The organism is Rhizobium sp. 10PS4 (genome assembly GCF_032464805.1).
GTDB lineage: Bacteria > Pseudomonadota > Alphaproteobacteria > Rhizobiales > Rhizobiaceae > Rhizobium > Rhizobium laguerreae.
Genome location: NZ_JAWDIW010000002.1, coordinates 304,346 through 328,652, shown reverse-complemented (window position 1 = coordinate 328,652; position 24,307 = coordinate 304,346). Strand labels below are relative to the sequence as shown.

Below are 24,307 nucleotides of genomic sequence, written 5' to 3'. Positions count from 1 at the left end.
TGGCGGCGTCACACCGGCTTGGTGGACACCGCCTCCGCCTCGCCCAGAAAAGCCGTCGGGCTGACGATCTATTCCGCCCTCGCCGCGGCAATTCATAAACTCGCCACCGCGGAGTGCCACGATGCCGATATCCTGACCTGCGACGCCCATTTCAAGGGTCTCGAACGCGTCATCTATATCGATAAAAAAGACTGATCCGCATGTGACCCAAGCCCTCGACGGCGCGGCACAACGCTTCTATCACAAACTGGGAAATGATAATCTGGCATCTGGAATGGCTGATAACCGGCATGTGCAGGCGGCACCGAATCCAATGGCGAAAATGACGATCTCGCTTCCGGATAATCTGGCGGAATACGTCGAAAACCGTGTCGCAAGCGGTAGATACAGCAGTGCCGACGCATTCCTGGCGGAGCTTGTTCTGAAGGATCAGCTCCATCATAAGCTTGACGACGAAGAACTGCGCAACATTCTGAGACAGGCTGAGGAAAGCGGCCCGAGCGAGCGACGCATTCCCGACATCCTGTCGGAAACGAAGGCAAAGCTGCGTGACAACCACCTATAGGCTGACCCGAACCGCGTACTCCGTGCTATCGGGCATCGACGAATATGCTTGCCTCAATTTCGGCGAGGCGCAGGCAGACGCCTATCTTCTCGACTGGGACAGGATTTTCGTGCTTCTTTCGCATGCTCCCTCCATGGGAGAAGAGTGCGACGAACTCGGCGCTGGCCTTCGCCGCCTCCTCCACATGCGCCACGTCGCCTTCTACCGGGTGACGTCGGAAGGGATTGTCGTCATTGACATCATCGACGCCGACCGGCTTCCTGAAAGACATCTCCAATCCAACCGACGCCCGCGATCGGCCGAACAGCATGCCTCTTGACCGCACCTCCGCCTTCTATGAGGAAAATGCCGAGACATACGCCAAGCGGGTGCGCAGCCTGCCGAAGCAGCTCGATGGCTTCCTCGCCGGGCTTGCGCCGGGTGCGGCAATCCTCGAGCTCGGCTGCGGCGGCGGGCAGGACAGCGCCTACATGCTAGCGCACGGTTTCGACGTGACGCCGACGGATGGCTCGACCGAGCTTGCAAGACAAGCGGAGGCGCTGATCGGCAGGCCGGTGAGGGTCATGCTGTTCCAGGAGCTCGACGCCGACAGCGCCTTCGACGGCGTCTGGGCGCATGCAAGCCTTCTCCATGTTCCAAGATCTGAGCTGCCCGACGTCTTCGCCCGCATCCGGCGCGCGCTGAGGACGGGCGGCATCATTCACGCGACCTTCAAGGCAGGGGAAGCGGAGGGCCATGACGGCTTCGGCCGCTATTACAACTATCCCTCTGCCGACGGACTGTTGGCGCTTCTGACAAAAGGCGGCTGGCGTGACATCACCATCGAGGAAAACGACGGCGGCGGTTATGACGGTGAGCCGACACGGTGGATCACGGTGATGGCGCATCGGTAGAGGCTGCTTGCTTTCCGGGCTGAGCGTCCATTCCCGGTTGAGATCACGATCTTATTCGTAGAGGCGGATTTCTCTGCAGTTGACGGAGGTCTATGTCTCGCTTTGCCCCGTCAATTTTTGCGGCTGCTATCTGAAATCCAAACCGTGCTTCAAGAAACCCTGCATCCATAGCAGGCTACTTCTCAATGGGTCGGGATGACCTTGAGTTTCCCACCGATACGACGGCCACGCCCGTGCTCAAAATGAGAGCTACATAACGCACATACGGGCGCGGCGACAGGCGGCCGGAAGATGGGCTCATCCACGGCCGCCAGAGGGCATTTACAGCGAGGTGGCAGCCTCCGTGTTCAACCGTCAGACGGCAATCTTGCCACCGCCAACCTTGGTGATGGCGACGACCGCAGGCCGCACTGGCATGTCGGGCTTGAAGTCCGGCCAGCGGGTCGAAAGGTCCTCGTAATAGGACGGGCGGCCATGGCCCGGCCAGTCCTCGCCGCCATCGGCGGGATGCTGCACGGCGACGAAGGCGGTCTCGTCGTCCGGCGTGAAAAGCGGGCCGCACATTTCGGCGCCGACCGGCACGCGGAAGAACAGCTTCGAAGTGGCGCGCGCCGCCCCTTCCGTATCGACGGCCCACAGACCGTCGGTGCGGCCGGTGGCCTTGTTGTTGTTGCCGTCGGTCGAAACCCAGAGGCGGCCGGCAGCATCGACGGCGCAGTTGTCGGGCATGCCGAACCAGCCGTTCTTGGTCGTTTCGGTGGAGAAGGTCGCACCGACGGCCGCAACCGAGGGATCGCCGCACTTCAGGAGCACTTCCCACTTGCCCGATGTGGCAGTGAAATCGCCGTCGTTTTCAGAGATCTCGATGATGTGGCCGAAGGCGTTTTCCGCGCGCGGATTTGCGGCATCCACCTGGTCGGCCTTGCGGCGGGTGTTGTTGGTCAGCATGACATAGACCTTGCCGTTGACGCTGTTCGGCTGGACGTCTTCCGGGCGGTCCATCTTGGTGGCGCCGAGCGCGTCACCGGCGCGACGACATTCGATCAGCACGTCAGCCTGGCTGGTGAAACCGTTTTCCGCCGTCAGCGGACCCTGGCCGAAGACCAGCGGCAGCCACTGCATGGTGCCGTCCTCGTTGAACTTGGCGACATGAAGCGTGCCGCTGTCGAGCAGGTTCATGTTGGCGGCGCGATCATTCGGGTTGAACGCTGCTGATGTCACGAACTTGTAGACGTAGTCGAAGCGCTCGTCGTCGCCGAGATAGAAGACGACCTTGCCGTTCTTGGCGACGATCGACTCGGCGCCCTCGTGTTTGGTGCGGCCGAGCGCGGTTCGCTTCTTCGGCGCCGACGTCGGGTCCATGACGTCGACCTCGACGATCCAGCCGAAACGGTTCGGCTCGTTCGGCTCCTTGGAAAGATCGAAGCGGTCGTAGAAATTGGCCCACTCGTAGGCGCCTTCCGGAACGCCATAACGCTTATAGTTCGGGGCTTCCTTGTGACCTTCCGGCAGCGCGCCGGAGAAATAGCCGTGGAAGTTCTCTTCGGCCATGATGTAGGTGCCCCAGGGCGTGACGCCGCCAGCGCAGTTGTTGATCGTGCCGATGGCGCGGGTGCCGGTCACGTCGGCACTGGTCTTCAAGCGGTCGTTTCCGGCGGCGGGGCCGGTAATTTCCATCGGCGTGTTGGCGGTGATGCGGCGATTATACTTGCCGTCGGCGACGACCTGCCACTTACCACCCGTCTTGCGGATCTCGACGATAGTGCCGCCGTGGGCCGCCATCTCGACATCCACCTGCTCCTTGCTGAGCGCGCCCTGCTTGATCTTGCCGTCGACCACCTGGACGAGGCTGGGGAACATCAGGTGCGGGTTCGTGTATTCATGATTGACGACGAGCAGGCCGTGCTCGGACGAACCTTCGAGCGGAATGAAGCCGACATAATCGTTGTTGTAGCCGAACTGCTTGCTCTGTGCATCGGCCGTCTGCTTCGCCGGATCGAATTGCGGGGCACCCGGCAGCACGGCATCGCCCCACCGCAGCAGAATATCGGCATCATACCCTTCAGCGATATGATGCTTGTCATCGACGCCGGCCTCCACTTCGGAGAAGTTGAAGGCAGAGCCTTTATTGTCTGCAGCGCGCGCCTCGTCCGCGCTCATCAGCGCGATCGGGCTTACCGTGGCTGCAATGGCGGAAACGGCAAGTGAGCCCTGCAGAAAATTGCGGCGTGAAAAACGCTTGCCGATGATTTCACCCATCGTCGGATTGGCGCTGGTGTTGTGGCCGTCACCATCCGCGTCTTCGAGCTGAGTCGTCGGGAAAATCCTCTGGGAAAGATGCTCGTTCATCCAATGCCTCCACGGTTAAAAACTGGTGTCAAATTGTCTTGTTTTAGATCCGCTCTAAACCTAAAGGCGCGATATTACGGTTTTGCGACAGGAACATCTTGAGGATGCTGTTCTTTCTCAGGCAGGAGCGACACGGCTCAACGAAGGCCAAGACCGGACGTTGCCGTAGTCGGCACGTTGCCTCCGCCCTATGATTCATGCGTCATGAAGATGAGACAATGGATCGCTCGATGAGCTCTCCGACACGAATGAGGCTTTCGAGCTCGCCTTGACCGGTCCCTATGCCGGGTCTGCGACCCCTCAGGTCCACCAGATGCTTGGCCATGCCACGATCCAGGGAGGCCTCTCGTGTCGCGCAGAGGCATCAAGCTTAGCCGCCTCGCAAGGCTTTGGCGAGTTGGACGACCCGGACGGCTGGATTGTTCTCGCACGGCTGCGCGCCGGCTCGGCAACGGGTCGCGTCTTTTGGGACGCCAGCGATCTCGTCATCATGGCTCCGGCCGCTGACGTTGCAGCCCGACGCTTCGACCATTGTGTGCTCTTGTCCGGCTAGTCCGATGCAAGCGGAAAGCCGCTACCGATGGCAACGGCTTGGCAGGACGATATGCACGGAGGATAACCGCAAAGCGCGCCGCATGAACCAAGTTCGATGCGGCGCGGAAAGTCGCTTAGTTGACCGACTTGTCGACCAGCTTGTTCTTGCCGATCCAGGGCATCATGCCGCGCAGCTTGGCGCCGACTTCTTCGATCGGGTGGCTGTCGTTCAGGCGGCGGATGCCCTTGAAGCGCGAGCCGCCGGCGCGGTATTCCTGCATCCAATCGGACGTGAACTTGCCGGTCTGGATGTCCTTGAGGACGCGCTTCATCTCGGCCTTGGTCTCGGCAGTGATGATGCGCGGACCGGAGACATATTCGCCCCACTCGGCCGTGTTGGAGATCGAGTAGTTCATGTTGGCGATGCCGCCTTCATAAATCAAGTCGACGATGAGCTTCACTTCGTGCAGGCACTCGAAATAGGCCATCTCGGGCGCGTAACCGGCTTCGGTGAGCGTTTCGAAACCGGCGCGGATGAGCTCGACGAGACCACCGCAGAGAACGACCTGTTCGCCGAAGAGGTCGGTTTCGCACTCTTCGCGGAAGTTGGTTTCGATAATGCCCGAACGGCCGCCGCCGACGCCACAGGCGTAGGAGAGAGCGAGTTCAAGCGCATTGCCCGAAGCGTTCTGATGAACGGCAACGAGGCAGGGAACGCCGCCGCCCTTCTGGTATTCGCCGCGAACCGTGTGGCCCGGGCCCTTCGGTGCGATCATGACGACGTCGACCGAAGCCTTCGGCTCGATGAGACCGAAGTGAACGTTGAGGCCGTGAGCAAAGGCGATGGCTGCGCCATCGCGGATGTTGCCGGCGATGTCGGCCTTGTAGATGTCGGCCTGCAGTTCGTCCGGGGTCGCCATCATCATCAGGTCCGCCCAGGCGGCAGCTTCGGCAACCGTCATGACCTTGAAGCCATCGGCTTCGGCCTTCTTGACGGTCGGCGAACCGGCCTTGAGTGCGATGACGACGTTCTGAGCGCCGCTGTCCTTGAGGTTCAACGCATGGGCACGGCCCTGCGAACCATAGCCGATGACGGCGACCTTCTTGGCCTTGATGAGGTTGAGATCGGCATCACGATCGTAATAGACGCGCATTTGAAGTTCCTTCCCTTTGCTTGTCTTGTTGACTGTCATTAAAGCGGAATCAGCCGAGAACCGGCATCTCCGCCAGAACCTTGTCCGTGCCATAAAGCCTGAGGAAGGCGGTGACGGCCCTCTCCGCCTGGCGTGCGGTATCCTTGAGGCCTGGTTCGCCGAGCAGCATGCGCACATGCAGGTCGGAGACAACAAGGCCGTAAAGCGTGTGATAAGCCTCGTCGGCATCGGCAAAACGCAGGAGCCCTGCCCTTTTGCCGGCATCGATCAGCGCCATGGCGCGCCGGTCGATCTGGCGACGGCCGCGCTCGAGCAGCAGTTTGCCGAGTTTCGATCCCTCGCGGTTCGACTGCCCGATCGCCAGCCGGTTGAGCGCCAGCGAGACGTCGCCGGCAAGCACCTCCAGCAGGTCACGCGCAAAAATGACGACATGGTCGTGCAGGCTCGCCGCCGTCAGCCGCTCGCCGTTGCGCTCGAAGGTGCGCACTTTGCTGGCCTGATAGGCGATCATCGCCGACAGCAGCCCGTCGCGATCACCGAACCACTTGTAGAGGCTTTCCTTCGAGCAATTGGCGGCGCGCGCCACGCCGGAAGTCGTCAGCGCCTTCTCGCCACCATCGACGAGCAACTGCAGCGCCTGCTCCAGAACGGCGTTCTGGCGCGGCGAAAATTCGCTCGGCTCTGCGGTATCGACGGACACGGTCATGGCTCCCATATACGTACCGTACGGTACGGTTCGTGAGGTTTATGCGACAAACCGATCAGGTCGTCAAGAAGCCTGGATAGATTTTTTATACGGGAAAGCTCGGTGAGACACCAGAATTGGATAGGCGCGCAATATCAGGGACCGCATAATGCCGCACCACGCCATTTGCCGGAGCCTTCCATGCCGCGCCTGCCTGCAGCCCTTCTCCTCGCCGGAACGATGCTTCTGGGAACTGCGCTTCCGAGCACCGGCGCCTTCCCCCCAGTCGGAAAACGAGGTCTATAACCGCATCGAGGAACTGCACGGCGATGCCGCGAGCTTCGATCGGCCGCTGCGCCGACTCGTTCGGGCGATGCGCTCGGGAGACGCCGAGACAATCGCTGGCCTGGCCGAGTACCCGCTGACGGTCAAGGCCAACGGCGAGACCTACGACGTCGAGAACGCCGAGGATTTCATCGACAATTTCGACGATCTCGTGACGCCGGAGACGCGCCGCGCCGTCGGACGCCAGCAATACGAGGATCTTTTCGTCAACAGCGACGGCGTCATGCTGGCCGGCGGCGCCGTCTGGATGGGCGCGGTCTGCGACGACAACGCTTGCGAGGCGAGCCATTGGGCGATCATCGCGATCAACAACTGACATTTGTCGTGGGGAAAAGGCAATGAGATACTGGATAGCCGCCGCGGTCATGACCACAGCTCTCGCCATCGCAGCAAACGCACAGGCCGCCGAAACGCGCTGCGGCTGGATCGAGAATCCGACGCCCGCCAACTGGTGGCTGGAGGACGCGGAGAACACCTGGACAATCATGACCCAGGGCGACGATGCCGGCGAGGTCGAAGGCATGGAGCTGATCTCCGACATCTCCGAACATGATTATGTCAAAACCAACGGCAATTACGGTTATGCCTGCGCCTGCATGAGTGTGGAAACGGATGGCAAGAACCGCATCACCCGCATCCTCTCCTTCCGTCAGTTAAAGCTCGCCAAATGCCGTGCTGACAAGGCGTTGAAATTCCCCGGCTGACCAACCCATCGCCCGAATACCGGATGGCGGCCGCGATCACGATCCACTCGCCCAGAGGCAGTCGATCCGCGACGAGCCGGAGCCTATGACGCCGTAGCGCAACCAGCAGGGATCGAGAGAGGCTCTGCCGGCATCGCCTTGTCGATCGCGTAAAGCTTTGCGAAACCCGCATCTTCGACCAGCGTCAGGCCCGCCGGCATCAAGGTGCCGACATAGCGGTCGGGGATATCGGCATTGGCGACGAGGATGAAATCGAAACGCCTGCGCCAATCCGACAGGTAAGGCGTAAAGTTTCTATATTCCTGCATCATTGCCGGGCATGAAAGCACGCCGATCGACAGCAGATTGCCCTCGGGAACTGCGATCTCAGACCATGGCGGCAGAACGGAGAGCGGCTGCTTGCCTTTTGCCGTGAAGAGCGTCGGCACGAAAGCATGCGACAAGGGCACGGCAACCGTCGGCAGGTGCCGGAAAGTATCCAACCCCCAGGCAAAATGCCGGTTCGAGTGGGCAAGACCGCTCACTGTCTCGGGTTCATGTCCCAGAGGCAACACGGCTGCACCGGCCGGCACCTTTTTAAGCACAGCCTCGACGGCGGCAACATCCTTCTGTGCCAGCCACCAGTTCCAGCCGACCCAGCCGGTGCGGCCGAAGACTGCGAGATTGATGATGAGTGCCAGCAACAGCGCTTGCCGGCGCGTGAGATTGGCGAACGGGCACACCATCGCCATGGCGACGAGCGCCGTCATGATCGGAAAGCGCCAACTGATCCATCCGGTGCCGAGCATGTGGCGAGGCGAAACACAGGACAGAAGCAGCAGGCCGCAGGCGGCGACGGCAAGCCCTGCATGCATGCGGATGTCGCCCGCGCGGACGGCACGCGTGCAGATGAGGATCAGCGGCAGAACCAGCACGACATCCACCACCGGGACATAGGTCGTGATGGCGGAGAGCAGATTAAGGACGATCAGGACGATGCCGTCGTTCCAGGCAAGGCCGAGGCCGTTGCCGCCGGCGTTGGGCAAAGCCGCCGTATGGAGATAGAGCGCGAGCGGCGGCAGGGCGCAGGCGCCGAGCGCCAGCGCCAACCGGCCGGCGAGCCTCATCAGACCCGCCTTAGATCGCACTATATCGGTGCGCCAGGAAAATTCGAGGCCGCAGACGATCGCCATATAGAAGCCAAGCGCGAAGAGATGCATCACCGTCAGCAGCAGCGCGGCGGCGAGCCGCCATGCAAAAACCAGGGCGGGATTTCTGCGCTGCAGCCGCAGATCGACGCAGGCGAAGAACAAGGCCATGCCGAGGCCGATCTGGAAGTTGATGAAGCCCCCGATCATGGTGGCGCACCAGCCGAGCGACAGCATGGCGGTCTGCCAGTGGTGCCGACCGCCGAACAGCGCGCGGTGCAGGCCGATCGCGCCCAGTGGCGGCAGCACGATCGCCAGGAAAAGCAAAGCCCGCGCAAGCCTGTCTGCACCGACAAGCGGCCCCAGCCAGGTGGCTAGAACGTCGATCCCGACATTGGTGAAGGTGCGGTTCCAATCGACGGCATAGATCTCAGGAAACGGCTGCTCGCCGATCCCGCCCGAAAGGAGCCAGATACGGGCGTAGTGATTGGCGTAATCGAGAACCGGCGGAAAGGGAAACAGGAGGACCAAAGCCGCCGTAAGTCCGACGAATGCGACGATCGCAACGGTGGAATCCTGCCTGGCGATCGATTCCTCAGGCCCGGCTGCGGCCACAGCAGGCGCGGCAATCCGGTCCATTATCCGATCCGGCTGTTCTTTTGCGAGCGCGGCGGCTCTTCGGATGCAAAGGCCGCATCCAGCGCGGCGCGCTTGTCGCTGGCGCTCATCTCCGAGAAAGCGATCGACAACTCTGCGTGTTCACTGCCGCGCACGATCGTCTCGACCATGAACATCGGCCGCTTCTTGCTCTCTTGTACCAGACGGCCGAGATACTCGCCGATGATGCCGATGCAGATCAGCTGGATGGCGCTGAAGGCGCTGACCGCGGCCATGATCGACGACCAGCCGGTCACCGTCTCGCCCTGCAGCCAGCGAGCGAAGGTGTAGACGAGCAAGGCGATCGCGACGCCCGCGCTCATCATGCCAAGCCAAGTGCTGATGCGCAGCGGCGTCGTCGAAAAGCTGGTGATCGCATCGAGAGCGAAATTGATCATCTTTCGCAGCGGATATTTCGTCGTGCCGGCAAAACGGGCGTCGCGCTCGTAAGGCAGCGCCACCTGCCTGCCGCCGATCCAGCTGACCATGCCGCGGATGAAGCGATCGCGCTCCGGCATCGCCAGCAGGATATCGACGACGCGTCGGCGCATCAGCCGGAAATCACCGGTATCGCGCGGGATGGTCACGGAAGCGAGCTTGGACAAAGCGCGATAGAAAAGCGAAGCGGAGGCCAGTTTGAACCAGCTTTCGCCCTGACGGCGCGTGCGCTGGCCGTAAACGACATCGGCGCCGCGCTCCATGATCGGCATCATCATTAAAAGCAGCTCTGGGGGATCCTGAAGATCGGCATCGATCAAAAGCACGCGCTCGCCGCGCGACGCGGCAAGACCCGCCGTCGATGCCAGCTGGTGGCCGTGATTGCGCAGAAGACGAACACCGAGCAGCTGCGGCACATCGGCCGCCAGATCCGAAATGATCTCCCACGTGCGGTCGGACGAGCCGTCATCGACGAGAATGAGCTCGAAGCCATCGCCGGCAACACTATGCGCGGCAGCAGCGGCGCGGCGGCAGAATTCGCGCAAGCCCTCTTCCTCGTTGTGACAAGGAGCGACGATGGAGAGAAACGGTGCTTGCGTCATGCGGACATCTGGGCCTGCTTGATATCTGCCGCAAGACTAGTCGGAAACGTCAAACAATCCTTTAATGATCCCACCGCACTTTGGCACGTTCTTGCTGGGCGCGGTACTTATTCCGCCGCCATGACCTCGCGGGCGCCGTCAATATCGCGGGCCGGCGAGGCACCGTAAAGGCGGCTGTATTCGCGGCTGAACTGCGACGGGCTTTGATAGCCGACGCGGTGACCGGCCGTGCCCGCATCGAGCCGCTCCACGAGCATCAGACGGCGCGCCTCGTGCAGGCGAAGCTGCTTCTGATACTGCACCGGCGTCATCGCCGTGACCGACTTGAAGTGGTGATGGAAGGACGACACGCTCATGCTGACGCGTTCGGCGAGGTCTTCGATGCGCAGCGGCCGCGCGAAATTCTCCTTCAGCCATGCAACGGCGCGCGCGATCCTGTTGCTGTGGCTATCTGATGTGGCGATGTTGATCAGCCGCGCGCCATCCGGCCCGGTCAGCACCCGGTAGAGGATTTCCTGCTCGATCAGCGGCGCCATGGCGGGAATGTCACCCGGACGATCGAGCAAACGCAGCAGCCGGACGGCAGCATCCAGGAGCTCCGGCGGAGCGACATTGACCGCCATCCCGCGCTGCCCATCGGTATGGGCGGCCGGACGCGGAATATCGATGCGGCTGAGTAACTCCAGCAGCTTTTCGGAATCGATTGCCAGCCCAAGGCACAGATGCGGAACCTCGGGGCTTGCCTCGGTGACGCGCCAGGCGACCGGCAGGTCAAGCGAGGTCAGCAGATAGTCGCCGGTCCCGTAGCTGATAAGTTCCGTGCCGAGGCGCAGGCTCTTGGCGCCCTGCAGTACAAAGGCGAAACATGGCCGATAGCTGCTGTGCAGCGGATCGCTGGGCCTGGATCGGCGGCTGACATGAAGATTGCCTATATCAGTCGCAAACTCACCGTCACCAGGCGCGAAGCGCATCGCGATATCGACAATTTCCTGATAGGGGCTGAAGGGCAAAGTCATGCGGCAACTCTTTCTGTCAACTGTCTGACGCCGGCGATACCGCCCCTATCTAGAGTGTCTTCGCCATTTCGCAAACAGGCAGGCGTCTCACTTTTGCAGGATCGTGCAAAAAGCTGAGAGGATCGCTCTAACCGTCTCACGCAGTTCCGGGCAATAGTCCACCATCCCGTTCAACCCCTCCACAATCGAAAAGGAAGGTTCCCATGCCTATTGCAAGAGGCTACGCCGCGACCGACGCTTCCAAGCCGCTGACCCCTTTCACCTTCGAACGCCGCAACCCGAACCCCGATGACGTCGTCATCGACATCAAGTTTGCTGGCATCTGCCATTCGGACATCCACACTGTCCGCAACGAATGGAAGAACGCCGTCTATCCGATCGTGCCGGGCCATGAGATTGCCGGCATCGTCTCGGCCGTCGGCTCCGCCGTGACCAAGTTTAAGGTCGGCGACCGCGTCGGCGTCGGGTGCTTCGTCGATTCCTGCATCGGCTGCGCCGAGCGCGACCTCGATCGGGAACAGTATATGCCGGGGCTCGCCGGCACCTACAATGACTTCGAAGCTGACCGCAAGACACGGACCCAGGGCGGTTATTCCGACTCGATCGTCGTTCGGGAGGGCTATGTCATGTCCATTCCGGACAATCTGCCGCTCGATGCCTCCGCGCCGCTGCTCTGCGCCGGCATCACGCTCTACTCGCCGCTGCGCCACTGGAATGCCGGCCCCGGCAAGAAGGTCGCGATCGTCGGCATGGGCGGTCTCGGCCATATGGGCGTCAAGCTCGGCGCCGCCATGGGCGCCGATATCACCGTTCTCTCCCAGAGCCTTTCCAAGAAGGAAGATGGGTTGAAGCTCGGCGCCAAGGAATATTACGGTACCAACGACCCGGAAACCTTCACGAAGCTCGCCGGCACGTTCGACTTGATCATCTGCACCGTCAGCGCCGAGATCGACTGGAATGCCTATCTCGGGCTCCTGAAGGTGGATGGTTCCTTCGTGGTGGTCGGCGCGCCGGAAAACCCAATCCCCGTGCATGCCTTCTCGGTCATCCCCGGCCGCAAGAGCATTTCCGGCTCGATGATCGGCTCGATCAAGGAAACCCAGGAAATGCTCGACTTCTGCGGCGAGCACAACATCGTCTCCGAGATCGAGAAGATCAACATCCAGCAGGTCAACGAAGCCTATGAACGCGTCCTGAAAAGCGACGTCCGCTACCGCTTCGTCATCGACATCGCCTCGCTGGCGGCCTGAGGAATGAGAGGCGGCTCGCGAGAGCCGCCTTTTTGATAAAGGCATCCTCCATCCGTCCTTATGCTGAGGTGCGATCCAAAGGGTCGCCTCGAAGCATCGCCGGTCAACGCCGCTTCTGCCCGCCGCATCGGAGCGCCCCGCTCGTGCTCGATGTTCGGGCCTCTGGCCTGCGCACCTCAGCATGAGGATCTCGTGGACTGCAGCCGCAGCAAATATTCGACTGGATTGAACGGATCAGGCCCCGAACGCCGGCGCAGGCGCGGCGGCCCGGCCATCGGGGCGTAGTGATCGAAGCCGGTTTCCATCGTCCCCACCCCGCTCGTCAGCCCCGGCAATTGCTGATGGACGCTCTGGACCATCTGAGACGCCAGAGTGCCTTCGAGCCGCGCTACGCCATCGGCAATCACGGAACCCGTCGTCACCGCTGCCGATTTGGCAAGCAAGGTGAGCACGCCACTCAAACTCTCCGCCGGCGCTTCGAGATGGAAACCGTCGACCGGCTCGCAGATGACGGTTTCAGCGGCCGATAGCGCCGTTGCCAGCACCCAGGGCGTCAGCTGGCGGAAATCGGCGGCGGCGCTTGCCGGCGAACTGTGCCGGGCTGCCGTCATCGCCACGTGGCAATCGATGACCTGCCAACCGAAAACACCTTGCTTCAGCGTCTCGAACACGGTGTCCTCGACGGCCCGGTAAAAGGCTGCCGGCATCTGGCCGACATCCACTTCCAGCGCGAAGCTGTTGCCCGCGCCGGCAGGCCGCGGCTCGACCCGCAGACCTACCGTCGCCAGGAAGGGATTGGGTTCCTTGAAGAGGATCTGTAAGCCGGTCCCAGTTCCTACAGGCCTCTCGACCAGAATGACCGTACTTTCCTCGAAGCTGGCGTCGAGGCCGAAATCCGTCAGCAGGGTCGACTGGATAACCTCCTTCTGCACCTCGCCATAGAGCGAAACGAAGACCTCGTCCGTTTCCTCGTTCCGGCGCAGATTGATCAGCGGATCCTGTTCGGCCATCTGGTTCAGCGCAAGCCACAGCGCCGCCTTCTCGGAAGGTCGCCGGGCAAGAACTCGGGTTTCCAGCGTCGGCGGCGCGAAGTAAGCCCGTCTGGCGGAGAGCGGATCGCCGCCCACCGCATCGCCGATGCGGGCACCGGTTAGGCCGCCGACACGCGCGATCTGCCCGGCGCGGACGCTGTCGACGCCATGGCTGCGGCCTTGCTCGAAGAGCTGGATCGCGGTTACTCTTTCCGGGCCTTTCGGCAGATCCAGATATTGCCGGAGCCGCACCGTGCCTGAGGTCAGTGAGAGATAGCACAGCTTTTCCCCGCCCCAGCCGCGCTCGATCTTGAATATCTTGCCGGCAACCGGACCATCTGGATCGGGGCGCCGCTCCGGCAAGATCGTCGCAATGGCCGTTGCCAGCGCGGCTATGCCGACACCGGTCATCGCGGCGCCTGCAAAGACGGGATGCACGAGGCCGCGCGCCACCTGACCGGCTAGAGAGCGGCCAAGCCTTTCCTCCGTCAGGCGCTCGGGGGCGAGCACATAATCCTCGAGCAGTGCTTCGTCGTTTTCGCCGAGCGCCTCGCAGAGCGCCGAAAAAAGCGGCTCGCATCCCGGAGAGAGCGCCTCCACCCCGGCAAGTTTGCTGCCGGCATCGATAACCGCGGACATGGCGATCGGCCGGACCGAGAGCTGCGCGGCAAGTGTCTCCAGCACCTCCTGATAACGGGCACCGAGACGATCGACCTTGTTGACGAAGAAGACGAAGGGAACGCCAAGCCGCCGGAGCGCCCGAACCAGCACGCGCGTCTGCGCCTGCACGCCTTCGACCGCCGAAACGACGACGACGGCCGCGTCGAGCAATCCAAGCACCCGCTCGACCTCGGCGATGAAATCGGGGTGGCCGGGCGTATCGATCAGATTGACGACCCTGTCGCCGATCGCAAACGACACCACCGCGGCCCTGATCGTGATGCCGCGTTGCCGTTCGAGCTCGAGAGTGTCCGTCTGTGTATTGCCGGTATCGACGCTGCCGAGTTTGTCGATGACGCCGGCGTCAAAAAGCAGTCTTTCGGTAAGGCTAGTCTTGCCTGCATCCACATGGGCGAGGATGCCCAGATTTAAAGTGCGCATGAACCACCAATTTCTCAGAAATTCGGATGTGATTTTCGTGAGAAGTGAGTCTGCGCATTGGAACCTCTACTCGCTGTAGCTACGGCTGGATGCGTAACCCCCGGTGGTATCCGGAAGACACGGCGCAAACCTAAGGGCGGATCCGAAGATATGTCAAGCTTGGCTACATCGCTGCTTCAAGGCTTGGCCTCTGGAGGACGGGAGAAGAGTTACTCCTCCTCCCGCATCGTCTCCCGCTGGGTGATCAGCCGGGCGCTGTGCTGGCCGCTCAGATAGATCCACAGCCAACTCCAGGCGACGGAGAAGCGCGAGCGGGTGCCGATCAGGAAGTAGATATGGGCAAGGCCCCAGATCCACCAGGCGAGCCAGCCTTTCAGCTTGATCCGGCCGAAATCGATGATCGCCGCACTCTTGCCGATCGTCGCCAGGCTGCCCTGATGCCAATAACGGAAGGGCGCCGGCGCCGGTTTGCCGGACAGGCGCGCGCGGATGACCTTGGCGACGTAACCGCCCTGCTGCTTGGCGGCGGGCGCAATGCCCGGCACCGGCCTGCCATCCTCGCGCATGACGGAGGCGGTATCGCCGACGACGAAAACGTCGGGCAGGCCGGGCGCGCTCAGATCGTTCTCGACCACGACGCGCCCTGCCCGGTCGGCCGGCACGCCGAGCCATTGCGCTGCCGGCGACGCGGTGACCCCGGCGGCCCAGACGATCGTCCGGCTGGCAACGAAGGTCTCGCCGATCTTCACGCCGTCGGCGTTGCATTCGGTCACCGGCTTGCCGAGATGGATCTCGACCCCGAGTTTCTCCAGCGCCTTCTGAGCATAGGCCGAAAGCTCCTCGGCGAAGGTCGGCAGCACCCGCGGGCCGGCTTCGACCAGAACGACGCGAGTCTTGCGCGTGTCGATGTTGCGGAATTCCTTGGGCAGCGTGAAATGCGCGAGTTCGGCGATGATGCCGGCCAGCTCGACGCCGGTCGGCCCCGCCCCGACGATGGTGAATGTCAACAGCGCATCGCGCACGGCCGGGTCGGCCTCCATCTCCGCCTTCTCGAAGGCAAGCAGCACGCGTCGACGGATCGTCGTCGCATCCTCAAGGGTCTTCAAGCCGGGCGCCACCGGCTCCCATTCGTCGTGGCCGAAATAGGCATGTGTCGCCCCGGTCGCCAGCACCAGCGTATCGTAACCAAGAGTCATGCCGTTGCTTAAGGAAACCGTCTTCGAACCGCTGTCGACGCCGGCGACTTCGCCGAGCAGCACCGTCACGTCAGGCCGGTCGGCATAGAGGCGGCGGATCGGCCAGGCGATCTCCGAGGTGGAAAGAATGGTGGTCGCCACCTGATAGAGCAGCGGCTGGAAGAGATGGTGATTGCGCCGATCGACCAGCGTGATCTTGACGCCGGCACCTTTCAAGCCGTTGACGAGCTGCAGCCCGCCGAAACCGCCGCCAATGACGACGACATGATGATCGCTCATGACCTACCCTTTTGCGCCATTTCGCTCAAAGCCAATGTGGCCTTCGCCGCGATGGTTGCAACTGCCGTTTCGGAATAGCTCCCCTGCATCCCGGTCGGTGGACCCGGCTCAATCGGCATACCCCACGGGGATCGCCGTGCCGCCCTTCAGAAGCTCCATCGAGATTGAGGCCGAGACGTCGAAGAGCTCGATCTTGCGCACGATCTGCTTGTAGATCACGTCGTAGTGCTCGACGCGCGGCAGCACGATCTTCAGGATGTAGTCGTGATTGCCAGTCAGCCGGTGCGCTTCGACGATCTCGGGAATGTCGCTGATGATCCGGCGGAAGGTCTCCGTCCATTCGTCGGAATGGTGCGCCGTCTTGACCAGCGCGAAGACCGTCGTCGGCACGCCCATCTTTTCCCGGTCGAGCACGACGATGCGCCGGGCGATATGGCCGCTCTCCTCCAGCCGTTGGATGCGCCGCGAGCAGGCCGATATCGAAAGGGCCACGCGCTCGGCAAGATCGGTCACGGATATGCCCGCATCCTTTTGCAGCATGTCCAGAATGCGTCTGTCGCGATCATCAAGCATGTGTCGAACATATACCTCTCGCGTCTTTTTTTGCAGGATTTCATAAAATGACGCAAAATCCTGTCACATATATGACGCGAGAGACAAACAATGCAAACACATCGCGCCGGGATTGCGGCATCATTTTCGAAAGTTCAGAAGCATGGAGAGCATGAAGAGATGGAAACGATCGGCCTTATCGGCGGCATGAGTTTCGAAAGTTCGGCGGTCTATTACCGTGTCGTCAACGAGATGGTGCGTGACCGCAAGGGTGGCCTCGCCTCGGCCGAACTCATCCTGCATTCTGTCAATTTCGAGGAGATCGTCGCGCTTCAGAAGGCCGGCGACTGGGGTATGGCCGCCCGTCGCCTCGCCGACGTGGCGCTGCGCCTGCAGATCGCCGGCGCCGGCTGCATCCTCATCTGCACCAACACCATGCATCTGATCGCCGACAAGGTCGCAGAGAAGATCTCCGTACCGCTGATCCACATCATTGACGAGACCGCGAGATCGCTGCATGCGGCCGGCCGCAAGCGCCCGCTGCTGCTTGCTACCCGCTATACGATGGAGCACGGCTTCTATAGCGACCGCATGAAGAGCCTTGATGTTGATATCATGGTGCCAGATGCTAGCGACCGCACGACCGTGCACGACATCATCTTCAACGAACTCTGCGCCGGCAAGGTGCTCGACAGCTCTCGCGACAAGCTCATGGCAGTGATTGCACGCGCCATCGACAACGGCGCCGACAGCATCATCCTCGGCTGCACCGAGATCTGCATGATCCTCGATCCCGACCATTTGCCGCTGCCGGGCTTTGACACCACCGCGATCCATGCGAGGGCGGCGGTCGATTTTGCGCTCGGCGCAGACGAAGCGGCAGAAGAGGAAGCAGCTTGATATTGCCATGTTAGTTGACTCAGTCCACTAAATACAGGACAAGATCTCCATCTGGAGATCTTGTCGGACTGCTGACAAAGTCGGCCAACTCCTCTTTCGTCATGCTCGGGCTTGTCCCGAGCATCTGCAACCGGTGCAGCAGATCCTCGGCACAAGGCCGAGGATGACGCCGAGCAAAGAGCGAGGTTTGTCAACAAACCGGCAACGATCTCCATCTGGAGATTTTTGCCATGTCCGATATTGCCCTCATCGAAACCGCTCGCGATTTCAACCGCTTCTATACGAACTTCCTCGGCCTGCTGAACAAGGCCTATCTCGACACGCCCTTCACGCTGACGGATGCCCGAATCCTCTTCGAGGTCGGCTCGCATGACGGCGTCAGCGCCGCCGCACTTGTCCGCGACTTGCATCTCGACGCCGCTTATCTCAGCCGCATCCTCAAGCGTTTCCGCGCCGAGGGGTTGATCGAGACCAGCCCCGATCCGGCCGACCTGCGCAGCCAGGTCATCATTGTCACCGACCGGGGACGAGAGCAGTTTAAAGAACTCGGCCGGCGCGCCAATGCGCAGATCGCCGCCCGTTTCGACAATCTCGCCAGCGGCGAGCCGGAGGCCGCGGTCTCCGCCATGCACACGATCCGCACGCTGCTCGACCGGGCGGCAAAGCCCGCACCGGCCATCATCCGCGCCCACCGCGCCGGCGATATCGGCTGGATCGTTCAGAGCCAGGGCCGTTTCTATGCCGAGGAGTATGGCTGGGACCTACGCTTCGAGGCGCTGGTGGCCGACGTCGCCGGAAAATTCCTCGCCAATTTCGATCCGGCCAAGGAATATTGCTGGATCGCCGAACGCGGCGGCGTCAATATCGGCTCCGTCCTCGTCACCAATAGCGGCGACGGCATCGCCAAGCTCCGCCTGCTCTATGTCGACAAATCAGCCCGCGGCCTCGGGCTCGGCAAACTGCTGGTCGACGAATGCATCCGCTTCTCCAGGCAGAAAGGCTACCGCGAACTCTCGCTCTGGACCAACGACATGCTGGAGACCGCCCGCGCCATCTACGTCAAGGCGGGCTTCCGCCTTGTCTCCGAGGAGAGACATCGCATGTTCGGCCCTGAGGCCAACGGGCAGACCTGGGTGCTCGACCTTTGAATTTGCTGCGTCACAGAAATTTCACTTGATTTGGAAACGTTCATTCCCTAATTAGGCGCCATGACCGTTGCCACTCTCACATCAGAAGCAAAGACCCGCAGCCGTGGCCGTCCGCGCGAGTTCGATATGGACGCCGCATTGGATTCGGCCTTACGGGTATTTTCCGAACGCGGCTACCACGCCACCTCGATCAGCGATCTGACCGAGGCAATGGACCTCGCCTCTGGCAGTATCTACAAGGCGTTCAAGGACAAGCGCGGCGTCTTCCTCGCCGCTTTTGGTCGTTATCGCCAACTCGGCCGGCGGCGTCTCGAAGCGATGATTGCGTCGGCGGAAACAGGCCGCGACAAAGTCTTCCAGATGGTGATGTATTATACCGAGCTCTCCTATGGCGAGGCCGGCCGTAAAGGCTGTCTCGTCGTTGGCGGCGCCAACGACTTCGCCCTGCTAGACGAGGAAGCGGCTGCCCACGTCGTGACTGCCTTTGCCGCAGACGAAAAGCTGATGGCCGATCTCATCCGCATCGGCCAGGCAGACGGCAGCATTCCGAAGACGGTGGACCCGGATGCCGCCGCCCTCGCCTTCCTCTGCTTTACCAAGGGCCTGCGCGTCATCGGCAAAACAGGACGCAGCAGGGAAGAGATGATGTCTGCGGCCGAGGCCGCGATGAAGCTCGTGACCTGAACAGTCCGCACCGTGGACGAGAGAAATACCGGCATTCGGTCAAGGATCGGGTGGCCGCAGCCAGCATTTTTGCATTCAATCCCTACAATCTTTGAATACCGGAGTTTCTGATGAGCGTTTCAGCCACCACGCCGGATGAGGCCATTCCCCGGGCGTTATCCCCCTGGCTCACCTTCCTTTTCGCCGCCGCCTGCGGGCTGGTGGCCGCCAATCTCTATTACGGCCAGCCGCTCGCCGGTCCGATCAGCGCCGACCTCGGCTTCACGCCTGCCGCCACTGGCCTGATCGTCACGCTGACGCAGATCGGCTATGGTCTCGGTCTGCTGCTGATCGTGCCGCTCGGCGACCTCACTGAAAACCGCCGTCTGGTGCTGATGCTGATCGCCGTCTCCGCCGTTGCGCTCATCGGCGCGGCGCTGTCTTCGACGCCCACAACCTTCCTCGTCGCCTCGCTCTCTATCGGTCTTTCATCGGTCGCAGTTCAGGTCCTGGTTCCCTTTGCCGCCAACATGGCGCCTGATGCCACCCGTGGCCAGGTCGTCGGCAACGTCATGGGCGGCCTGCTCTGCGGCATCATGCTGGCGCGCCCCTTCGCAAGCTTCGTCGCCGAGGCCTCTTCCTGGCATGTGGTCTACTACGTCACTGCCGGCGTCATGCTCGTGCTCGCCGTCGTGCTCCGCGCCAACCTGCCGGTCCGCCGGCCGACGACCAGGCTACGCTACGGCGAACTGCTCGCCTCCATGGGCCATCTGGCGCTGACGTCGCGGGTGCTGCAGCGCCGGGCGCTCTATCAGGCCGGCATGTTCGGCGCCTTCAGCCTGTTCTGGACGACGACGCCGCTGCTGCTCGCAAGTCCCGCCTTCGGCCTGACACAGAACGGCATCGCCCTCTTCGCCCTCGCAGGTGCTGCCGGCGCGATCGCCTCGCCGATTGCCGGCCGGCTTGCCGATCGCGGTATGACGAAGATCGCCTCGACGCTTGCCATGCTGCTCGGCATGGCTGCCTTCCTGATTGGCCATTTCGCCGGCGACGGCTCGCTTGGCGCTTTGCTGCTCTTGACGGCAGCGGCGATCCTTCTCGATTTCGGCGTGACAACCAATCTCGTCTGCGGCCAGCGCGCCATCTATGCGCTCAACCCGGAACACCGCAGCCGGCTCAACGGCCTGTTCATGGCGACCTTCTTTGCCGGCGGCGCACTGGGCTCAGCACTCGGCGGCTGGGTCTATGCGACCGGCGGCTGGACGATGACGGCCTGGATCGGCTTCTGCTTCCCGGCGCTGGCTTTCCTGCTGTTCCTGACGGAAGGACGCGGCAAGTAAGGCGCCATTAGAATCCAGGATCGAACACCTAAACCTTGACAGAGCCAACTTTTGGATGCCCACATCCAGGAGGCAGCGTATTCATCCGTTTGAGATCTGCAGAATTTTCGCCTTTTTGCATGGGATTCCGGCATGGAGATAGACGAAGAGAAAATCGACGATGCCGTTCTCGCATTGTTATGGCTGACCCTGCATGACGGAGACCGTGCCTGGAAGGGTTTTGACTGGGGCGTGATGGACCGTTTGCATCAGAAAGGTCTGATTGCAAATCCCGCGGGCAAGGCCAAGTCTGTGGTTCTGAGTGACGAAGGTTTGCGACGATCGGAGGAATTGTTCCGCGCTCTGTTTATGCGATCGACCTGATAGTCCGATTTATCAGTGGCACTAGCCGTTGGCGGAATCGAATTGCGAACGGGCGGCGCGAACCGCATCATGGTTCGCTTCCGCCCAGTTCAACAGTTGCGCCAGCGTCTGATAGAGCGAGCGGCCGAGTTCGGTCATCGAATATTCCACACTCGGCGGCTTGGTTGGGAACACCTCGCGGTGGATGTAACCGTCCCTCTGCAGGTCGCGTAGCGTCTGCGTCAGCATGCGCTGCGAAATATCGGGGATCATCCGCCGCAGCTCGCCGAACCGGTAGGGCCGATCCGCCAGCACATCGAGGAGCAGCGTCGACCATTTGCCGCCGATCTGCTGCATCATGTCCCTGACCGGGCAATTGCCGAAATCGAGGCCGGCAAGATCGATCTCGCGCCGCGTCCCCGGCATCCTGTTCTTCAAACTGAGGACTGCACCGCTCATCTGCTGGTTCCCTTTTGGTAACGTACAGCCGAAAAACTGCCTCCTTTACACCGCCAAGTCAATTCCTATTCTAGTGTTACTCTCTTTTTGAGACCACCGCTGAAACATAGAAGGAAACGACTTATGAGCGAAACCATCCTGGTCACCGGCGCTGCCGGGCAGCTCGGCCAGCGAGTCATCCATCACCTCATCGAGACCTACAAGGTCGCCCCCGGCAACATTGTCGCGGCAACGCGCAGCCCCGAAAAGCTCTCCGAACTCGAAAAGAAGGGTGTGGTCACCCGCAAGGCCGATTTCGATGACGCGGCTGGCCTGGAAAAGGCTTTCGCCGGCGTCGACCGGTTGCTGATCATCAGCACTGACGCACTGGATACTCCCGGCAAGCGCCTCGCCCAGCACCAGGGCGCCGTTGCGGCGGCAGTCAAATCAGGCGTAAAGCACATCGCCTACACCTCGATGCCGGCGCCTGACAATTCGGTCGTCACCTTCGCGCCCGATCATCTCGGCAGCGAAAACGCCATCAAGGCAAGCGGCATCGCCCATACGATCATCCGCGACGCCTGGTATCACGACAACTATCTGCACGGCATGCCGCACAATCTGCAGGGCGGCAAATGGTACAGCGCCACGGGCGGCGGCAAGATCTCGACCATCTCGCGTGACGACTGCGCCCTGGCGATCGCCGCAGCCCTTGCCTCCGGCACATCCGAGAGCGCCACCTATACCGTAACCGGCACCCAGTCGCTGAACAGCCGGCAGATTGCCGCCATCGTTTCCGACGTCGCCGGCAAGCCGCTCGAAGTGATCGACGTCACCGACGAACAGCTCGGCCAGGGCATGCGCGGCGCCGGTCTTCCCGGTTTCGTCGCCGACATGCTGGTTTCTGCCGACGCCAACACCCGCGCCGGCAAGTTCGACATCGTCACCGAAGACTTCTCCAAGCTGACCGGCAAACAGCCGCAGCCGTTGAAGGATTTCTTCGTGGAGCACAAGGCTGCCCTGACCGCCTGAGGCAACGCTTGTCGCCCCTGTCCTTTGGGTTTAGCCCAAGGACAGGGGTGCTGTAGACACCGTCCTTGATTGCAAAAAAGCTTCATTCCAAGTGCGTCATTCACGACGAAGACGCCTGCGGCTGAATTCTGCGACAAGAACATGACCGAGGGACCATTGGAGAATACCGCGCTGTTTCTCGATACGGGATCGCCTGACGACTTCATGACGCAGAAAATAGCCGATCCTTAGAATTGCGAGACGAAGCGAGGCGGTTTTTCCCTAAGGTCGAGCCCGTATTCAAGCTCGGCCCGCATCCAGAGAACACCGCTTTCATAGGGATCGTCAGACATTGTCTCAGCTCGCGCGTGGGCGACATTACTGTCAGGCCAGTTCTTGATGCACGCGACGCTCTCGCGTCTCCGCTCGTTCCGGTCGATCGCACACCATTCTTGTCTCTCGTCGAACGGAACCCATACGAGACCATCCCGGAAACAGGTGATGGCGCGATATTTCGGCTCGACGACGATATTCCCGGCTGCATCCGCGATGCCCCAAAACAAGGTTCCGTTCGAATTCCTGGAGACGCGCTGTCCGCCGTCTGGTTCGCAACGCAACTTTGATTGCCGATCCTCCAGGCGGCGCGGCTCGGAGACTTCACGTCCTGATGCGTCGATCCAGAACTTCCGCGCATCCTTCGATACCGCATAGGCGCCGGAATCGGGCTGCATCTCGTCGAACTGAGGAGCGAGGGCCAGCAAACCGCCACTGTCCAATATACCCCATTTGCCGTCAATCTTCACGCCGGCAAAGCCACCGCTGAAACCAAATTGGCTCTGAAATGACGGCGGATCGACAAGCAGTTTGCCGTCCTGCTTCAGAAATCCCCATTTTCCATTGTACCGAACCGATACGGGGAATTCGCAAGTCATGTGCATGTCGTCAAAGAGATACGAAACCGTCGGCTTTTCGTCCGCTCCTACGACCTGAATACGGTTGCCGCTGTGCATGAATTTGATACCCGACGGACATACCGCAAGCACCTTCCCATCCTCCGGGTCGGGTATCAGATCCCCGGCACGGTTGAGCCCGATCCACTGGCCGTTGACCAATATCTTGGCCACCTCACCGGAATAATCGGGCAATCTCGCATCGTCAAACAAACGCCCGCCAAGCAACCGTCCCGCCTCGTCAAGGACGCCCACTTTCTGGCGTTCGGTCACAAGGTAAAAACCGTTTCGATACCCATGAATCCTAAACTGCTGTGGGGCGAGAATAGTTTGACCGTCCCGGTCGATCGCGCCGCATTGGGTGGCGTCGGCCAGGCCATGTTGGGCGGACTGATCTTCGTGTCCGGTCGGCCGGCCATAACAGACAATTGCTCTTCCTCCATGGAGTTTACCGGCTGTTTCGAAGCGAGGCTCGATCTTCCAGGTTCCGTCGGGAGCAAGCAATCCGTATCGTTTATCTCCCGGTTGAGCGGCCCAGACGAAAGTGCCGAATTCGAATTCTTTAATGGCCAGCTCGTCCTTCAGGATCTTTCCCGAAGGCAGATCAATGAGCAGATAGCGCGAATCGGCTCTTTGGAAAAAAAGTTCCTGAGCCGTAAAGCGTAAAAGGCCATAGGCATCCGACGCGACCGCTTTGCCGGGACGAACGAGCGCCGCCCCGGCTCCGAACGGAATGGCACGCGCATAGTTCGGCGACAGCAGAAACTTTCCCGTTCTATCGACAATTCCTGCCTTGTCACCAACCACCACTTCGGCGTGCCCATTGCGAAATCCGCGGGCAAGGTCGAACGCAGGCGCGATCACCATCTCGGCACTCAAATTGATATAGCCGAATTTGCCCTCGGAGCGCACGGCGGCCAGCCCCTCCGAGAAAGGAAGCCCAACTTCGAACTTGCGATCGATCCGCGGTTCTAACGTCGCTCTGTCGATATAGCCGCACAGAGCGTAGACGCCACCGCACCTTTCCACCCATCTTT

23 protein-coding genes and 1 pseudogene are annotated in these 24,307 nt (G+C 61.4%); 13 read left to right on the top strand and 11 right to left on the bottom strand.

Annotated elements, in window-relative coordinates; genetic code table 11:
- Window positions 1–18: 18 nt before the first annotated feature.
- From RWJ89_RS04510 to RWJ89_RS04495, 4 genes are all read left to right on the top strand, one after another.
- Window positions 19–195 carry a type II toxin-antitoxin system VapC family toxin gene (locus RWJ89_RS04510; RefSeq protein ID WP_245503928.1) on the top strand — a complete coding sequence of 59 codons (177 nt, stop codon included), beginning with the start codon at window positions 19–21 and terminating at the stop codon, window positions 193–195.
- Between the two features lie 118 nt (window positions 196–313).
- Window positions 314–565, top strand: coding sequence for a ribbon-helix-helix domain-containing protein (locus tag RWJ89_RS04505; RefSeq protein ID WP_026158760.1), 252 nt, complete (start codon window positions 314–316; stop codon window positions 563–565).
- Window positions 549–884 carry a type II toxin-antitoxin system RelE/ParE family toxin gene (locus tag RWJ89_RS04500; protein WP_011652706.1) on the top strand — a complete coding sequence of 112 codons (336 nt, stop codon included), beginning with the start codon at window positions 549–551 and terminating at the stop codon, window positions 882–884. Before RWJ89_RS04505 ends, RWJ89_RS04500 begins: the two co-directional genes overlap by 17 nt.
- Window positions 874–1,458, top strand: a complete 585-nt coding sequence (locus RWJ89_RS04495; protein WP_077978712.1) for a class I SAM-dependent methyltransferase — start codon at window positions 874–876, stop codon at window positions 1,456–1,458. The genes RWJ89_RS04500 and RWJ89_RS04495 overlap by 11 nt, the downstream gene beginning before the upstream one ends.
- 354 nt (window positions 1,459–1,812) lie before the next feature.
- Here RWJ89_RS04495 and RWJ89_RS04490 read toward each other — a convergent pair whose 3' ends face one another.
- From RWJ89_RS04490 to RWJ89_RS04480, 3 genes are all read right to left on the bottom strand, one after another.
- Complete coding sequence (locus tag RWJ89_RS04490; protein ID WP_316030626.1) at window positions 1,813–3,807, bottom strand: PhoX family protein; 1,995 nt, start codon at window positions 3,805–3,807, stop codon at window positions 1,813–1,815.
- Between the two features lie 668 nt (window positions 3,808–4,475).
- A complete protein-coding gene (gene ilvC, locus RWJ89_RS04485) occupies window positions 4,476–5,495 on the bottom strand; it encodes a ketol-acid reductoisomerase (RefSeq protein ID WP_003560822.1) in 1,020 nt (339 codons plus the stop codon).
- 49 nt (window positions 5,496–5,544) lie between these two features.
- On the bottom strand, window positions 5,545–6,210 hold the full coding sequence (locus RWJ89_RS04480; RefSeq protein WP_206105938.1) for a TetR/AcrR family transcriptional regulator: 666 nt from the start codon (window positions 6,208–6,210) through the stop codon (window positions 5,545–5,547).
- Between the two features lie 171 nt (window positions 6,211–6,381).
- Between RWJ89_RS04480 and RWJ89_RS04475 the strand changes: the two are divergent.
- Both RWJ89_RS04475 and RWJ89_RS04470 read left to right on the top strand, forming a co-directional pair.
- A pseudogene (locus RWJ89_RS04475) lies at window positions 6,382–6,841 on the top strand (hypothetical protein).
- Window positions 6,842–6,863: 22 nt separating this feature from the next.
- Window positions 6,864–7,229 (top strand): DUF4087 domain-containing protein, encoded by a 366-nt coding sequence (locus RWJ89_RS04470; RefSeq protein WP_131666355.1) that lies wholly within the window; start codon window positions 6,864–6,866, stop codon window positions 7,227–7,229.
- Window positions 7,230–7,312: 83 nt separating this feature from the next.
- Here RWJ89_RS04470 and RWJ89_RS04465 read toward each other — a convergent pair whose 3' ends face one another.
- From RWJ89_RS04465 to RWJ89_RS04455, 3 genes are all read right to left on the bottom strand, one after another.
- Window positions 7,313–8,995, bottom strand: a complete 1,683-nt coding sequence (locus RWJ89_RS04465; protein ID WP_131666356.1) for a hypothetical protein — start codon at window positions 8,993–8,995, stop codon at window positions 7,313–7,315.
- A complete protein-coding gene (locus RWJ89_RS04460) occupies window positions 8,995–10,053 on the bottom strand; it encodes a glycosyltransferase family 2 protein (RefSeq protein WP_131666357.1) in 1,059 nt (352 codons plus the stop codon). The genes RWJ89_RS04465 and RWJ89_RS04460 overlap by 1 nt, the downstream gene beginning before the upstream one ends.
- A gap of 107 nt (window positions 10,054–10,160) precedes the next feature.
- On the bottom strand, window positions 10,161–11,069 hold the full coding sequence (locus RWJ89_RS04455) for an AraC family transcriptional regulator (RefSeq protein WP_222010341.1): 909 nt from the start codon (window positions 11,067–11,069) through the stop codon (window positions 10,161–10,163).
- 203 nt (window positions 11,070–11,272) lie between these two features.
- Between RWJ89_RS04455 and RWJ89_RS04450 the strand changes: the two genes are divergently transcribed.
- The gene (locus tag RWJ89_RS04450) at window positions 11,273–12,319 is read left to right on the top strand and encodes an NAD(P)-dependent alcohol dehydrogenase (RefSeq protein WP_316030625.1); all 1,047 of its coding nucleotides are present in this window, start codon (window positions 11,273–11,275) and stop codon (window positions 12,317–12,319) included.
- 176 nt (window positions 12,320–12,495) lie between these two features.
- Here RWJ89_RS04450 and RWJ89_RS04445 read toward each other — a convergent pair whose 3' ends face one another.
- The 3 genes from RWJ89_RS04445 to RWJ89_RS04435 all read right to left on the bottom strand — a co-directional run bounded on the left by RWJ89_RS04445 (window position 12,496) and on the right by RWJ89_RS04435 (window position 16,499).
- Window positions 12,496–14,451 (bottom strand): TetM/TetW/TetO/TetS family tetracycline resistance ribosomal protection protein, encoded by a 1,956-nt coding sequence (locus RWJ89_RS04445; RefSeq protein ID WP_316030624.1) that lies wholly within the window; start codon window positions 14,449–14,451, stop codon window positions 12,496–12,498.
- Between the two features lie 209 nt (window positions 14,452–14,660).
- Window positions 14,661–15,926, bottom strand: a complete 1,266-nt coding sequence (locus RWJ89_RS04440; RefSeq protein WP_168257058.1) for an NAD(P)/FAD-dependent oxidoreductase — start codon at window positions 15,924–15,926, stop codon at window positions 14,661–14,663.
- Window positions 15,927–16,034: 108 nt separating this feature from the next.
- On the bottom strand, window positions 16,035–16,499 hold the full coding sequence (locus RWJ89_RS04435) for an Lrp/AsnC family transcriptional regulator (protein ID WP_003541227.1): 465 nt from the start codon (window positions 16,497–16,499) through the stop codon (window positions 16,035–16,037).
- A 159-nt stretch (window positions 16,500–16,658) separates the two neighbouring features.
- Here RWJ89_RS04435 and RWJ89_RS04430 point away from each other — a divergent pair, with 159 nt between their 5' ends.
- The 5 genes from RWJ89_RS04430 (at window position 16,659) to RWJ89_RS04410 (ending at window position 20,892) form a co-directional block, all read left to right on the top strand.
- The gene (locus RWJ89_RS04430; RefSeq protein WP_132610125.1) at window positions 16,659–17,378 is read left to right on the top strand and encodes an aspartate/glutamate racemase family protein; all 720 of its coding nucleotides are present in this window, start codon (window positions 16,659–16,661) and stop codon (window positions 17,376–17,378) included.
- Window positions 17,379–17,608: 230 nt separating this feature from the next.
- Window positions 17,609–18,526 (top strand): bifunctional helix-turn-helix transcriptional regulator/GNAT family N-acetyltransferase, encoded by a 918-nt coding sequence (locus RWJ89_RS04425; protein ID WP_168257059.1) that lies wholly within the window; start codon window positions 17,609–17,611, stop codon window positions 18,524–18,526.
- A 60-nt stretch (window positions 18,527–18,586) separates the two neighbouring features.
- Window positions 18,587–19,210: a TetR/AcrR family transcriptional regulator gene (locus RWJ89_RS04420; protein WP_020050749.1), complete on the top strand. Its 624-nt coding sequence runs from the start codon at window positions 18,587–18,589 to the stop codon at window positions 19,208–19,210.
- Between the two features lie 110 nt (window positions 19,211–19,320).
- Complete coding sequence (locus RWJ89_RS04415; protein WP_316030623.1) at window positions 19,321–20,529, top strand: MFS transporter; 1,209 nt, start codon at window positions 19,321–19,323, stop codon at window positions 20,527–20,529.
- Window positions 20,530–20,661: 132 nt separating this feature from the next.
- Window positions 20,662–20,892, top strand: a complete 231-nt coding sequence (locus tag RWJ89_RS04410) for a DUF6429 family protein (protein ID WP_012758202.1) — start codon at window positions 20,662–20,664, stop codon at window positions 20,890–20,892.
- Between the two features lie 21 nt (window positions 20,893–20,913).
- Here RWJ89_RS04410 and RWJ89_RS04405 read toward each other — a convergent pair whose 3' ends face one another.
- Window positions 20,914–21,330 carry a winged helix-turn-helix transcriptional regulator gene (locus RWJ89_RS04405; protein WP_077978728.1) on the bottom strand — a complete coding sequence of 139 codons (417 nt, stop codon included), beginning with the start codon at window positions 21,328–21,330 and terminating at the stop codon, window positions 20,914–20,916.
- 123 nt (window positions 21,331–21,453) lie between these two features.
- On the opposite strand from RWJ89_RS04405, the gene RWJ89_RS04400 reads away from it, so the two are divergent.
- A complete protein-coding gene (locus RWJ89_RS04400) occupies window positions 21,454–22,341 on the top strand; it encodes an SDR family oxidoreductase (RefSeq protein ID WP_077978729.1) in 888 nt (295 codons plus the stop codon).
- 227 nt (window positions 22,342–22,568) lie between these two features.
- Here RWJ89_RS04400 and RWJ89_RS04395 read toward each other — a convergent pair whose 3' ends face one another.
- Window positions 22,569–24,299, bottom strand: coding sequence for a WG repeat-containing protein (locus tag RWJ89_RS04395; RefSeq protein WP_168257062.1), 1,731 nt, complete (start codon window positions 24,297–24,299; stop codon window positions 22,569–22,571).
- Between the last annotated feature and the right edge of the window lie 8 nt (window positions 24,300–24,307).